Raw genomic sequence first — 13,727 nt, forward strand, 5'->3', positions numbered from 1 at the left:
GAAATAAAGTGCCATTAGAGTTCATCCCTAGTCAGCTCCCCAACCGCTTCTACAGTACAGTCATGGACAAACGTCTTTTTACAATAAGGGCAGGCTATTTCCTCTTCTTCTCCCATATCTAAATATATTAATGGATGGCCGGAACCCTCATTATTCTCATCACCATGACAACAAACTTTTCTATTATTAACCCTCACTTTTGACATGCTACTCCTTTAGCTTATAACATTTTATATATTGAATATACCCATTCAGAAATAAAAAACAACAAGCACTATTCTCCATTTTTTATCCTATTCAGGTTAATCAATTCGTTTTGAACGCCTTTTGATACAAATTTGCTAACATCTTCTCCTAATCTTGCTATTTCCTTTACAAAACTTGATGAGATAAATTGAGTATCTTCAGAAGCAGGAAGAAATATGGTTTCGATTTCAGGAAGAAGTTTATAATTTACCCAACTCATTTGAAACTCGTAATCAAAATCCGATACTGCTCTTAATCCTCTAATAATAACAGAAGCATTCTGCTCTTTGGCAAACTTCACTAGCAACCCATTAAAAGATATAACATCTGCATCAATTCCTAGCCCTTTGATTTCACTTTCAGCCATGCTTGTGCGTAGCTTTGTGTCAAAGGCAACATGCTTATTAACGTTTTCTGCAACTCCTATTATTAATTTATCGACTAGTTTACACGCTCTTTTGATTATGTCAATATGCCCAAAAGTTATAGGGTCAAATGTGCCAGGGTAGATTCCTATTCTGTTATTAATGTTCATCCTTTATTTTTATATAAACTACTTTAAGAACTTTTGATAGACATAATAACATTTTTTATCTAAAAATGAAAGTATACAGTTGGCCTGATAGCTCAGTTGGTAGAGCAAAGGACTGAAAATCCTTGTGTCGCTGGTTCGATTCCTGCTCAGGCCACCTTCTCTTTCTTGGCAAATTTGCCTTTTTGTTATAAAATACTCTATATCGTAATATAAATATTAGAGATGGTGCGACCTGAAAGTCTTCGGTCATATTGTTTAAAGGGAGAGGAATTCCTTCAGAAAGAAACTGAAAGAGTTCTAAAACTTATTAAACCAGATGTTTTGCCATCTGAGTCTACGCATCAGTGCGAATCGGGTAACCGGTTGGTGCCGAGCGATGCGGACAATGAACCTCCTCTTGAAAAAGAAGATGCGTAATCGTAAGAGGAGCATAAACTACAAGCATCATGTGGTTGGAGGGCTAGGCTAGTGGTATGGTGAACGTAAGTGAAGCTTCGTAAGTATCGTAAAAATTGAAGAGCTAAAGATGCTGATAAGCTCTGACCAAAAGGTAATGTGGATAAGTTACATTTTTCATCTCTAGATGTACGCAAATAATAACTCCACCGGTATAGAGAAGTCACCTAACCCACTGTTGTATGACAGAAGGAACAGGGTAAGCCTGTATTTCCGCCTATATGGCAAGCAAACCGCAAGGAACGCTGATGAAAATGCAGGTAAAGGAAAATGGAGAAAGCGAATGCCATTTTGTAACGAAATGGATAGAATTTGTAACATTAATTCGCGTGAAAACGAGCAGACTTCCATTTGGTCCCTCGTGACAAGAAACTTTGTCAACCACTTAAGGTAGGAAAGCAGATGATTACAAGTAAAACTGTAAGTGCACCTACCAACAGCTCCGAAGCATGGAACCAGTTGCCATGGAAGAAATGCCAAAAGGTTGTTATGAGGCTACAAAGGCGTATTGTTAAGGCTGTTCAAGAAGGAAGATGGAGTAAGGTAAAATCTTTACAACATCTCTTAACACGCTCTTTTAGTGGAAAAGCTTTAGCCATTAAAAGAGTAACTGAAAACCAAGGAAAAAACACAGCAGGTGTAGATCGTCAACTATGGTCAACTTACAATGCTAAATTTCAAGGAATAAAGCAGTTAAAACAAAGAGGGTATAAACCTTCTCCGCTAAAACGAATTTATATCAGTAAATCTAATGGCAAAAGAAGACCTCTTGGAATACCCACGATAAAAGATAGAGCCATGCAAGCATTATATTTGTTTGCTCTGGAACCGATAGCTGAAACAATCAGTGATCGTCACTCTTATGGCTTTAGATCTAAAAGATCCTGCGCGGATGCTATTGTTGCTTGTCACTTATTACTGGCAAGGCGCAATCGACCACAATGGATACTAGAAGGTGATATCAAAGGGTGCTTTGACAACATTAACCATGAATGGCTTATGAAGCACATTCCTATGGAGAGAAAAATTCTCCATAGTTGGTTAAAGGCTGGTTTCCTAGAATCAAAAACCTTGTACCCCACAACTGCTGGTACCCCGCAAGGAGGTATAATTACCCCGCCAACAATGTTGCAAAAAACGTAAAATTAGAGAAAAGCATTTCTCGAAAACTTCTATGTCCAAAAACAAGAGTGCCATTTATTTATAGTGCCAACAATCAATTAACCATCAGTTTCAATGAATGATATGAACATATTATTTCAAGGAAAGTTCATGGGAAATAAGAGATTAGCTATACGGATTAGCTGTAGCTATGAAACTAACCGGTTGGCAGAAAAGTATTTGTTAGATGCTTATGAAAAAGCCGTGTCAAAGCAAGTAAGCCAAAAAAATTTAAAACATAAAAATGGGATTCAAGGAGGATCAAATGGTAACAGTGAGTTTATATGCAAGAGTTTCTTCGGGGAAACAAGCACAAGAAAATACAATAGCAAGTCAAGTTGCAGCTTTAGAGAAGCAAATTAGTACGGATGGATACAAATTATTAAGTGAGTATAAATTTATTGATAATGGCTACAGTGGATCTAATCTAGTCCGTCCTGATCTAGAAAAGTTACGTGATAAAGTAACAGAAGGTAAAATTGATAGAATTTACATTCATTCACCTGATCGCTTATCTAGAAAATATGCATATCAAATGGTATTACTTGAAGAATTTGAGAAAGCAGGAGCAGAAACGGTTTTCTTAAATTATGAGATTAACGATAATCCAGAATCTCAATTGCTGTTACAAATGCAAGGTATGATAGCAGAATATGAACGAGCGAAAATTATGGAACGAAGTCGTCGCGGAAAGATTTATGCAGCTAATAAAGGTTGTGTAAGCGTAATGGGAGGAGCTCCTTATGGTTATCGTTATATAGATAAATATATGGGAGGAGGACAAGCTTTATTTGAAATAAACGAAGAAGAAGCTAATGTTGTTAGGAAAGTATTTTTGTGGATAGGAAGAGAAAGGACAAGTATTGGGGAAGTGTGTCGTCGGCTAAACACTATGTCTATTATAACACGAACAGGAAAAAAGTACTGGGATAGAAGTGTGATTTGGGGTATGTTAAAAAATCCTGCTTACAAAGGACAAGCGGCTTTTGGTAAAACAAAAGTAGGTATAAAGTTACAACATATCAGACCACAGAAACATTCTTGTGAACAACCGAAAGATAATTACTCTACCTATTCTGTTGAAAAAGCAAATTGGATTTATGTTAAAGTGCCAAATATAGTGGACGAAGATGTATTTGATATAGTTCAAGAACAATTAGCTGAGAATAGAAAAATAGCAAGGACAAGAGAAAGAGGAGCAAAATATTTACTACAAGGTTTAATCGTATGTAAGCGTTGTCGTTATGCATATTACGGAAGTCCTGTAAGAAATAAGCGAGGAGAAAAAATTGATCATTATGCTTATTATCGTTGTATTGGTAGAGATTCTTACCGTTTTGGTGGTAATAAAATTTGTGATAATAAACACATTCGTACAGATGCATTAGAAACAGCCGTTTGGGAAGAGGTTAAGCATTTATTGAAAAATCCAAATAGGGTTTTAGAAGAATACAGGCGTAGACTTTCAGAGCTTAAAAAATCATCATGGGATCAAAAAAGCGATTTACTAGAGAAACAAGAAAATAAATTAAAACGTGGTATTGCTAGACTTATTGATAGTTATGCTCAAGAATATATTAATCAAGAAGAATTTGAACCACGAATTAAAGCAATGAAACAAAGTTTAAAAACAATTGAAGAGGAGAAGAAAAGGATATTCGATCAAAAGAAATTAAAACAGGAATTAACTTTGGTTGTAACCAATTTAGAAGACTTTTCTTCCAATATTACATCAAACCTTGATAACGCAGACTGGCTAACTAAACGTGATATTATTAGAACGTTAGTCAAGAGAATTGAAATTAACCTTGAGGACGTAAATGTGGTATTTCGTGTAAAAGAGCTACCAAACTCTCCTGGAAATAATCGAGAAGAAAAGAAAAATTTGCAACATTGTTGGCGGGGTAATGACTCCTATTGTTGCACCTGCTAAAGCTGCAGAGCCCATTCCAAGCATTGCACCAGGAAAAATAGCAGTTGCGGCTGCAGCAAGGCCAACTCCAATTGCAGCGCTTGCAACGCATGAAACGGCCATACTGAAAAGATCTTTCTTGGAGCATCCTCCTTTGCATATACTACATGCAGCCAATAATATTACAGGAACGGCAGCAACAATTCCACCCATAACCAAAGGTGACAAAGCTGTGAAACTCAATCCCAAACCTGTAAGTGCTCCTATTACTGATGCTGCACCGCACAATATTAAAAAAGCTTTAGTGTTGTCATCCATATACTCTCCCTAATTAATTGATAAATAATAGTATTACCACTTGTTCATATTTCTGTAAAGCAGAAAATTTTAGTGGGGCGAGCGACCAGGATTGAACTGGCGACATTCAGTACCACAAACTGACGCTCTACCAACTGAGCTACGCCCGCCAAGATATAAAATATCTAACATACGAGCGCAAATAGTCAATTGATTATTTAACTCTCCTTTTGTAGAGGGTTTTAAGTTTAGCCAATAAATATTTTCATTGATACTTTTACTATTATAGTTAATTGTATTGATACTAATGAAGTAGTGGTATGTTTAAAAGTATTTTCACATTTAGTTTTTTTACGGCTATTTCAAGGATCTCAGGGTTAATAAGAGATGTATTGATTGCTACGGTTATTGGTGCAAACTCTCTTGCAGACATATTTTTTTCTTCGTTTCGTTTTGCCAATCTATTTCGCGCATTTTTTGCAGAGGGAGCATTTACCACGTCCTTTATACCGTTATATTCAACAGAATCACACGATGATAAAAAGGCATTTAATTTTGCAAGTAGTGTAATATCCATTACGTTTATTATCTTAGTAATTTTTTGCCTTATCATGCAAACTTTCTCCCCTTATATGATTCAAATTTTTGCTCCTGGATTTGACCAAAGTAAGTTTACCCTTACTGTTACTTTATCAAGAATTATGATGCCCTACATAATCTTTGTTTCAATTGCATCACTTATTGGTGGAATGCTGCAAGTAAAGCAGCATTTTGCTTCAACAGCTATTGCACCAATCGTTTTGAATCTCTGTTTAATCATCAGTTTGTTTGTGCCTTACATAAAAACTCCAGCGCACAACCTTTCTATAGCTGTCCTTATAGGAGGAATTTTCCAGCTACTTTTGATACTATTTAGTGCATACAAGTTAAAGGCAGCTTTTTCTTTTAGCCTTGAATTAAGCAATGAAGTAAGGTTGTTTTTTAAGCGTGTGATACCTGCAATTATCAACAATTGTGTAACTCAAATAAGTGTATGGATTGACACAATCATGGCGAGTTTTATACCAAATGCGGTGTCCTATATATATTATGCCGATAGACTAAATCAACTACCGCAGGGAATAATCGGTACTGCAATCGGTACAGTGCTTCTTCCTTTAATTTCAAAACAGGTAAATAATACTGAAAATATAGTCAAAATACAGAACAAGGCTCTCAACATAGGATTAATGTTAATTATGCCAACAACTGCTGCCTTTATTATTATTCCCGACATAATTTTACTTACGCTTTTTTCTTACGGCCGGTTTGATCATTATGCAGTGCAGCAAACTGCTCCCACGTTAATAGCATTTTCTCTTTCTTTACCTGCATTTATTATAAATAAAGTATTGCTACCCACGTTTTTTGCTAAAGGCAATCTAAAAATACCAACTATGTTCTCACTAATGTGCCTTGGAATTAATGTAGTGCTAAACCTTTTGTTAATGAACGAGTATCAGCACACGGGGATTGCTATCGCTACTTCCGTTTCCACTTGGATAAACTCCATTCTATTAATTAGTTATTTAACAATAAATAAAATGTATAAGGTTAGCCAAGCGTTATTGTTAAATATCATGAAAATTTTTGTAGCAACGGTAGTCATGTCAATAGCCCTTTATATTTTTAATTCTTTGTTGGCAGGATTATTTTTTGATAAAATATTGGCTCGTATTGTTTATTTAACGACTTTAATAGCTTTGAGTGTTATTGTTTATTTTGGTATTCTCTATTTAATGTTTAGAGGAAATTTGAATAATTTGAAATATGTATAAACTAGATCTTTTGCTAAAGGAACAGCAAACGGTGTCATCCCAGTGCTTGACACTGGGATGGCTTTGTTGCATCGCTACTTATGAAAGGCTAACTATAGCTAGGATTATAAGCAACCTATTGAAAATCTTGTTTTTTTGCAATCAACCTGATCAAATTTAAGAATAGTAATTTATTATTTATATTAATAAACTTAATTCTATTGAAAATAGCTAAAGCATTGAAATTCTTGAATTTTAGCCGGATTAGTGAGTGGTAGTGAAATTTCTTTTACTCAAATTTAGGTATTCACTGACCGTTCTTGTTATAAATACCAGAATAATAAGCTACTGATATTCTCCATCTTTTTTATCTTTAATCCATCATAGCTAGCTATGCAACAAAGCCCACTGGGATCCAGATATAAAAATATTTGCAAATTATGCAATAGACAACAGATTCTAGGAGCATACGCTGAAATAATGCCCATGATGAAAATAAGATGGATCCCAGTGGGCTTTGTTGCATAGCACCTTAAGCAGTGATGGTTTACGACAAATTTATGTAATGATTTCAAATTTAGCCATACCAATATCAGTGAATTTGTTGAGCAAATAGCACTTAATTAGTAATTCTTTTTCACGATTTACTTCAGATTTATTCCTAAAGCTAAATCCAAATACTTGCTTCAACCTTGAGAAAAATCCTTCTATGTAAGATCTCTTTCCATAAATTGCTTCCTTTTTCCACTCTTTTACACCATCTTGTCCATATAATTTTATTAACCTAATAGCAGCATTTCTGTCAGACATATAATCTATTTTTGAATGTTCTGCTGCATCCTTTTTTGGTAGAACTTTTGTCTTTATATCGTATTTCTTACACAATTTATAAAGTTTGTGCCTATCGTATGCCCTATCTGCATATAATGCTTTTATTTTGTGCTGAAAATTAACTTCTTCAAGCAAATCGCAAGCTCCATAGTGGTCAGAGTAGACGCCATTACTGTATCTTGCAGCTATAGCTTTTTTACTATTCACACTTAACATAACATGTAACTTTCTTACTTGCTCGTAGCTTCGGTACTTTCTATCTGCACTGTTTTCCTTACTGTGGCCAGGAGTGTTACTGTAAATGCTGATACTTGTGCTATCTATGATAATTTCAATATTTTCCATGTTGCTTTTATCAACCCTGCAATCATTTATCTTAATATTAAGTTTTTTAAACCTTCTTGATGCTTGTGAATAGCTGATAACTGCCAAATTTTTTCCTATTTGTTGCAGATATCCTTTTATAAACCCCACCGTTTGTCTTAACCCAATTCTAAAAAGATTGACAATTATATGCACCAAAATTACGACTTTATCACTGTAAATATAGTTGCCGCCCTGCATTTTTGGACTATTTTCATACCAATTTTCGATAGCTTCATCGATGTAACGAAAAATATTTCCCCTTTTTTCAAGGAATTTGTTATATTCGTTTTGGTTACTGACTTTCATTTTCTGTGGCATATTTTTTCTTCAACAGTTAAATGGTTATTTATAATGAATTTTGTCAGTAGCCACCAGATTTTTTCGGTTGCTATGCAACAAAGCCATCCCAGTGTCAAGCACTGGGATGACAGGAGTGGGTGCTGGGATGACAAAGATAGACATTGAGATGACAAAGGTAGGAAATAGAGTAACTCCATTGCAATTAAGAGGCATATTATGAAGCTCTCAATATACGCCATATTATCAATCTCGCTGCTATTAATTCTCATGCACGTTGCTGCAACTTTTAAGGATTGGAGTGGCTACAGGAAATATATCATAAAAGAGTTGGAGAGAACGTATGATGCTAAAGTGCATATTGGAGGGAAAGTTGAAGTTTCACTCATTACTCCAAAGCTCACTATTCATAATGTATATATACAATACAACGAAAATAAAGAGCAAAAGCTATCAGATTTAATTAGTGTAAGAAAAATTGAAATAAGGCCATCGTTCCTATCGTTGCTTTTATTCTCGTTGCAACCAAAGTCAATCACATTGTTTGGCATGAAAAGCAATAAAGAAAATTTAATTAATATTATAAATACAAAAGCCAGTGGTAACACAGTCGATATAGTAATAAAAGACAGCCAAGTAAGTTTTAAGAATGATTTCGCTAATTATAGCAGCATTGTTAATATAAAGGAAGTTGCTGTAAAAAAAAATAGGCAATTCTCTGGTAAAGTAAAGGTAGGTGATAATAATTACGATTTTTCAGGAAAGGTTAATATCACAAAAAAGAATGCATACATTAGTGTTGAATCAAATTTTGTAAATTTGCTATTTACAGGTAATAGAAATCAAGAAGAACTCCAGGGTAATTTAACATTAACAATTAATAACAGTTCCGGTTCTGTGGGTGATTTAGCAAAAATCATTAATCTTAGCTTTCTCTCTTGTGTTATTCCTAGTGAAAATATTGAGATATCATCTAATATCAACCTCGATGAAAATGAGTTTACGGTAACTGACTTGAAAATTGATTCCAAAAGCATGCAAGCCAGCGGTACAATACAAAATGATAGAAAAAGCGATCACACTAATTTCAATATTAGCTTCAGTAAAGTTGACTTAGATTCCATACAAGACAATTCACAAAAAACAACGAATATAAAAGACCTTCTGGAATGTTTTAGAGCAGTTGTGCCAAAGAACTTGAGCTTAAATTTTAATATGGAAGCTTCTAACATTCAATATCAAAACAAAATATTGGACAATTTCCGTGCTGTACTAAAATCCACTGATGGCAAAGTAAAAGTTAATACGCTTCTCAAATTTCCTGGAATCAATAATATATCTTATTTATCAGGAGAGATCTCAAACAATAATGCCCTATCTGAATTCAACGGTGATTTGTTAGTAGAAGGAAATGATTTTGAGTCGTTCATTTCATGTTTTTTCCCTTCTATAAAGATGAAAGAAAACCAGAAAAATCAATTTACACTAAGTTCTAAACTGCACCTTGCACCAAGAATATTATCTATCTCAGACATTAGACTGCTAAATAATAAGGAATCCTTGCAAGGGTCAATTAGAGTAAGCCACACAAAAAAACGCAGTGTGATTGATGGTGAATTTAGCATGCATAATCTTGATGCAGATAAATATGATCATTCATTATTTAGCAGTTTATCTAAAATGCAACGGCTGAAAAATTTTCAGTATGATGCAAATATAAAGGCCAGTGTTAATAACCTTACATTGAATGATACGAAAATTAAAAATTTGGATTTTTTGCTGAAAATGGAAAAAGGTAAGCTAGTTGCAGATAAAATAAAACTATCTGGAGAAGACTTCGATATTACCGGTAATGCAAAAATATTAGTAGATCAAAAATACGCCAAACCTTTATTAGATGTGAACCTTACGGGCAATAAATTTAATGGAAATATCTTTAAATTACCAAATTTAGTAGAGGTAAAAAGAAATTCAAGAAATGAGATAGATCAAATCCAATGGTCAACAAAGCAGCTTGATTTTTTGGATGACAAAGAAGGCTTTGATGCAAATGTGCAAATCAATACTGCAGAATTTAAAACCGAGCAGAATGTTTTGAAAGATTTTAATTTGGATGCGGTAATGAGAAACAACGTTATCACTATCAGGCAGGCAAGTTACGTATTAGAACACGGGCAAGTGTTTTTTCAGGGTTATTTAAGATCAGACTCAATGAATACAAGATTTTCTATTGTAAATTTGGACACTAAAAAGATTGGTAAGGTTATAGGAATTGACAATGTAAATGGTCAGATAAGCTTAAGTGGTGCAATCAAAACTCAAGGAAAAAGTTTTCATGATTGGGCTAATAGCTTATCAGGAGATGTAAACTTACAAGCGCAGGGAATAGAAGTTACTAATGTAGATTTCAATTCATTTATCGCTAATTTGTTAAGCAGTAAGAATAAGTCTGAAATTTCCACATTTGCTTATGTTGATATATATAATGGCAGTACATTTTTTGAAAATATTAGCGGAAAAGCAAGTATTAAGAGTGGTATATGTTCAACTAGTTTACAATTCGGGATTGATCAAGCATCAGGGTCGATCTCTTCTAATTTAACCTTATCTAACTTCGCTTTAGCTTCTATATTCAGGTTCTTTTTCATACCACCAAACTATAGTAATCCAATCTATATCGATATGCATTTGGATGGCCCTATTTGGCGTCCTAAGATGAGTTTTGATGTAGACCAAATCTTCATCGCTCTGGTTGGCAAGAGGAATAGTTAATTTACTAACATCTGTTTATAAGAGTCATATGTGCTTGACACCTGGTTAATATTAGGTTAATATATTGATATGAGCGTTAAGTTGTAGGTAAAAAAAAATGTTTAGTATGTTTTCGAATCTTTTTGGCAAAAATTCTAATAATTCAAGTGTTATTGGAAGTGATGTAGAAGTTAGCCCTATAAAAGAAACAGTGACTCCTGTAGATATTGATGAGGGTTTTGAAGAGATTGATCTTGCAGAAATTGATGAGAAAGAATTTTTTGAATGTGCAGCAACACAAGAAGAACTAAATTCGTTGCTTGAATCTGAATCACAAGGTAAAACTATTTCTTATGCCCTTAAGCCATTGCTTTATACTGCAAAATATGGAGCCAAAGCACTATCAGCAACAACGGTAGTTGTATCGTACGCCTTAAATGGGGCTTCATATGGTATAGCTGGTATATCTTATATTCCTCGTGGTGCATCAAAAGTGCTTAAAAAATGCAAAGGAGAAGATAAAAACACAGTAGGGTATAAAATTACCACTTCTTCTCAGAACTTACTAGATTTTACGTCAGGTGCTATATATACTGTGTCATATGTACCATATGGTGCTGGAGTAGTTTTAAATGGAGTGTCTGGTATAGCGAATCAATTAGATTCCTCTTTATCTCCTGAAAAAATAGAGCAGATCTGCACTAAATCAGATTTGTTTGTAGACAACTTATCCAGTAAATTAAAGGGAATAAAAATAGAGAATTTTTCACAAGCTCTAGCGGTAGCTTGTTAGGCGTGTACGGTTTAGGAGACAATAAACTCATCTGAACGGGTATCTTCAAGCATATCTGTTCAATGGTGCGGTAGAAAATGGTTGCGCAGACAAAGTTGCTATAGCTAGTGCAACCCTACGTCACACCGCCGCGGCGCTAACATGTAGCAGAATGACGAACCCTCGGTAAACCCAAAACTATAGGATAAAATGGACTAAATATGGTGTAATTTGGCTGATTTTTTTAATATTTTACAAAGTACAAAGCAAAAACTTAAACTCTTCTAAGTTGTCTTTTAGCCGCACAACTGAACGGATCAAACTTAACCTAACTCATCACCACCTGGCAGTGGTGGCAAGCCAAATGCTTCCCTTTTTTCATTGAGTGTCATAAAGCTTGCGTTTTCTACGTATTTCCACAACTTTTGCCTCTTTTCCATGAGAATTTCTATTGCATCTTTGTCGTACGACAAGCACAGATCCTCGCCAAATTTTGGTGTTAGCCAAGAATTCAGGTGACAGATAATATTTTCTAGCGTTGGTAAAACCGTCTGTTCCCAGAGGGACAAGCGTGCTTCGACTAAATTGCTATAAGTGTTATCACCTGGTATGCCAAGCAACTGCGGCGGGACGCCAAAAGCCAGGGCAATATCACGAGCTGAACTGTGTTTGGACTCAATAAAATCCATATCCCTTGGTGATAAGCTCATTTCTTTCCACTCCAAGCCTCCTTCAAGCAATATCGGTCTTCCAGCATTGACAGAACCTGAATAATGATCATTTATTTGCTCTTTTAAGCGTTGGTACTGCTCTTGACTTAAACTTCCACCACTCCCGTCCTTCGCTGATTTCACAACTATTGCACCACTTGGTCTTGCCCCATTTTGCAACATCGCTTGATTCCAAGCACCCGCCTGATTATGCTGATCTATACTGTATGCAGCTGCCTCAATTGGTGATAATCCATACCAATCATTCAAAGGGTTAAAGGTCTTTAGGTGCAACACTGCTGAACGTCCGGTTAGTTTATCAACTTTAAAGTCATAACCGTTGTTATTTATGGTATAACGATAGATATAAGGAACGTTATTTCTCCCTGGAACAATTTCAACCCTATCAGGGCGCAGAAGATAAAGCTCTGTTGGTGGTTTTCTATTGTTCTGCGACTCAACCATCAATATATAAGAATTGCCGTTAACTAACCGATAAGTTACAATCCCCTCAATAAATTCCGATTTTGATGTCATTGGATTAGGAGAATAAAGTAATTTCAGTAATGGATGGGCTTTTAGTTGCGATTTTCCCTGTTCAGTAAGCTGGCAGAGAGTAAAAGGTACCGAAGATGCAGCACTTGCAATCATATTAATTGCTCGAAAGGCAATAACATTTTTTATGTAACCTTCCTCAGCAAAACTTACATAATCACGCTTACTCCAACTTGGTTCCATCATTAGCTGCAAAGCAGAATATTTAGTAAATACTGCGCTTTTTTTTCTTTGAAAGATGTTGAAATTCATATGTGCCTCCTAAAAAATTGAATTTGTGGTAGAATTATATCAATTGGTGTCACAGGAAGGATATACTAACGTACGAACATTATGTTTGAGAGCAATCTCTACACAGTAGTTAAATGGCAGGCACAATAAGGGGTAGCAAAAAGAATGAGCTTTTTTTTTGAGCTGAGCGAAGCCACCTAAGGTAGAAAATGAATCAGGAAGGAGTAAAAATATATTTAATGTTTATATGATGTACTTACTTATAAATATCTTTTCTGTGTCCTATCTCTTTGATAACCACTTCATATTTTATAATATTTACGGAATAGATAACGCGATAATCACCTACCCTTAATCTTCTTTGTCCTCTAAATCTGTAATATAATGGCTCACCAAGGTTAATGGGATCAATTGTAAGGCGCTTATTTATCGCATTTATGATCCTTAATCTTATTGTTTTTGGAAGAGCTGGAAGGTCTTTCTCAAGAACGCTTTCTATGAAGATAATATTGTATTCCAGTCTACATCCTCACTTCTAATTTTCTTTACACCTGAAACATTACGTTTAGCAGCACGCTCAATTAGTATTTTATCTTCCTCATTTTCAATTGCTTCTTGTATTAGCTTCTCTGTTAGTTCTTTAATGGACTTATTTCTTATTTTAGCCAGTCCAGCAAGACACTCTGAAATTTCGTTGTTGAAAGTTATGCTAAATTTTGAGTTTGCCATATATTTTACCTAAAATCTACTAATAATTATACAACATTTTTCTGAATTTTTCAATAAAAAAAGTTGCCTATACGTAAAGAGG

Annotated in this window: 15 protein-coding genes and 2 tRNA genes; 8 read left to right on the forward strand and 9 right to left on the reverse strand. The window is 34.8% G+C overall.

Annotation, left to right across the window (positions count from 1 at the left end):
- Window positions 1–14 precede the first annotated feature (14 nt).
- Both OOK92_RS05670 and coaD read right to left on the reverse strand, forming a co-directional pair.
- A complete protein-coding gene (locus tag OOK92_RS05670) occupies window positions 15–206 on the reverse strand; it encodes a zinc-finger domain-containing protein (protein ID WP_264735504.1) in 192 nt (63 codons plus the stop codon).
- 68 nt (window positions 207–274) lie between these two features.
- Window positions 275–781, reverse strand: a complete 507-nt coding sequence (coaD, locus tag OOK92_RS05675) for a pantetheine-phosphate adenylyltransferase (RefSeq protein ID WP_253309665.1) — start codon at window positions 779–781, stop codon at window positions 275–277.
- 81 nt (window positions 782–862) lie between these two features.
- On the opposite strand from coaD, the gene OOK92_RS05680 reads away from it, so the two are divergent.
- The 4 genes from OOK92_RS05680 (at window position 863) to OOK92_RS05695 (ending at window position 4,641) form a co-directional block, all read left to right on the forward strand.
- Window positions 863–935: transfer RNA gene (locus tag OOK92_RS05680), tRNA-Phe, on the forward strand.
- A gap of 704 nt (window positions 936–1,639) precedes the next feature.
- The gene (locus OOK92_RS05685) at window positions 1,640–2,380 is read left to right on the forward strand and encodes a reverse transcriptase N-terminal domain-containing protein (protein ID WP_264735505.1); all 741 of its coding nucleotides are present in this window, start codon (window positions 1,640–1,642) and stop codon (window positions 2,378–2,380) included.
- A 262-nt stretch (window positions 2,381–2,642) separates the two neighbouring features.
- Complete coding sequence (locus OOK92_RS05690) at window positions 2,643–4,331, forward strand: recombinase family protein (protein WP_264735506.1); 1,689 nt, start codon at window positions 2,643–2,645, stop codon at window positions 4,329–4,331.
- Window positions 4,306–4,641 (forward strand): hypothetical protein, encoded by a 336-nt coding sequence (locus OOK92_RS05695; protein WP_264735507.1) that lies wholly within the window; start codon window positions 4,306–4,308, stop codon window positions 4,639–4,641. Before OOK92_RS05690 ends, OOK92_RS05695 begins: the two co-directional genes overlap by 26 nt.
- 60 nt (window positions 4,642–4,701) lie before the next feature.
- Here OOK92_RS05695 and OOK92_RS05700 read toward each other — a convergent pair.
- A tRNA-His gene (locus tag OOK92_RS05700) sits at window positions 4,702–4,777 on the reverse strand.
- A 150-nt stretch (window positions 4,778–4,927) separates the two neighbouring features.
- Here OOK92_RS05700 and murJ point away from each other — a divergent pair.
- A complete protein-coding gene (gene murJ / locus OOK92_RS05705) occupies window positions 4,928–6,424 on the forward strand; it encodes a murein biosynthesis integral membrane protein MurJ (RefSeq protein ID WP_264735508.1) in 1,497 nt (498 codons plus the stop codon).
- On the forward strand, window positions 6,417–6,584 hold the full coding sequence (locus OOK92_RS05710; protein WP_264735509.1) for a hypothetical protein: 168 nt from the start codon (window positions 6,417–6,419) through the stop codon (window positions 6,582–6,584). Before murJ ends, OOK92_RS05710 begins: the two co-directional genes overlap by 8 nt.
- 142 nt (window positions 6,585–6,726) lie before the next feature.
- Here the strand turns inward: OOK92_RS05710 and OOK92_RS05715 are convergent, their stop codons facing one another.
- The 3 genes from OOK92_RS05715 to OOK92_RS05725 form a co-directional block, all read right to left on the reverse strand.
- The gene (locus OOK92_RS05715; protein WP_264735510.1) at window positions 6,727–6,891 is read right to left on the reverse strand and encodes a hypothetical protein; all 165 of its coding nucleotides are present in this window, start codon (window positions 6,889–6,891) and stop codon (window positions 6,727–6,729) included.
- A gap of 70 nt (window positions 6,892–6,961) precedes the next feature.
- Window positions 6,962–7,918 (reverse strand): IS5 family transposase, encoded by a 957-nt coding sequence (locus tag OOK92_RS05720; RefSeq protein ID WP_264735368.1) that lies wholly within the window; start codon window positions 7,916–7,918, stop codon window positions 6,962–6,964.
- The gene (locus tag OOK92_RS05725; protein WP_264735511.1) at window positions 7,903–8,097 is read right to left on the reverse strand and encodes a hypothetical protein; all 195 of its coding nucleotides are present in this window, start codon (window positions 8,095–8,097) and stop codon (window positions 7,903–7,905) included. The genes OOK92_RS05720 and OOK92_RS05725 overlap by 16 nt, the downstream gene beginning before the upstream one ends.
- A 19-nt stretch (window positions 8,098–8,116) precedes the next feature.
- Between OOK92_RS05725 and OOK92_RS05730 the strand changes: the two genes are divergently transcribed.
- Window positions 8,117–10,669, forward strand: coding sequence for an AsmA-like C-terminal region-containing protein (locus tag OOK92_RS05730; RefSeq protein ID WP_264735512.1), 2,553 nt, complete (start codon window positions 8,117–8,119; stop codon window positions 10,667–10,669).
- 97 nt (window positions 10,670–10,766) lie between these two features.
- On the forward strand, window positions 10,767–11,441 hold the full coding sequence (locus tag OOK92_RS05735; protein WP_264735513.1) for a hypothetical protein: 675 nt from the start codon (window positions 10,767–10,769) through the stop codon (window positions 11,439–11,441).
- A gap of 302 nt (window positions 11,442–11,743) precedes the next feature.
- Here the strand turns inward: OOK92_RS05735 and OOK92_RS05740 are convergent, their stop codons facing one another.
- The 3 genes from OOK92_RS05740 to OOK92_RS05750 all read right to left on the reverse strand — a co-directional run bounded on the left by OOK92_RS05740 (window position 11,744) and on the right by OOK92_RS05750 (window position 13,645).
- Entirely contained in the window at window positions 11,744–12,937 is a 1,194-nt protein-coding gene (locus tag OOK92_RS05740) for a phage portal protein (RefSeq protein ID WP_264732042.1), read from the reverse strand.
- 235 nt (window positions 12,938–13,172) lie between these two features.
- Complete coding sequence (locus OOK92_RS05745) at window positions 13,173–13,436, reverse strand: type II toxin-antitoxin system RelE family toxin (RefSeq protein ID WP_319803922.1); 264 nt, start codon at window positions 13,434–13,436, stop codon at window positions 13,173–13,175.
- Complete coding sequence (locus tag OOK92_RS05750) at window positions 13,412–13,645, reverse strand: DUF6290 family protein (RefSeq protein WP_010081986.1); 234 nt, start codon at window positions 13,643–13,645, stop codon at window positions 13,412–13,414. The genes OOK92_RS05745 and OOK92_RS05750 overlap by 25 nt, the downstream gene beginning before the upstream one ends.
- Between the last annotated feature and the right edge of the window lie 82 nt (window positions 13,646–13,727).

This window comes from Wolbachia endosymbiont (group A) of Rhinocyllus conicus, assembly GCF_947250775.1.
GTDB lineage: Bacteria > Pseudomonadota > Alphaproteobacteria > Rickettsiales > Anaplasmataceae > Wolbachia.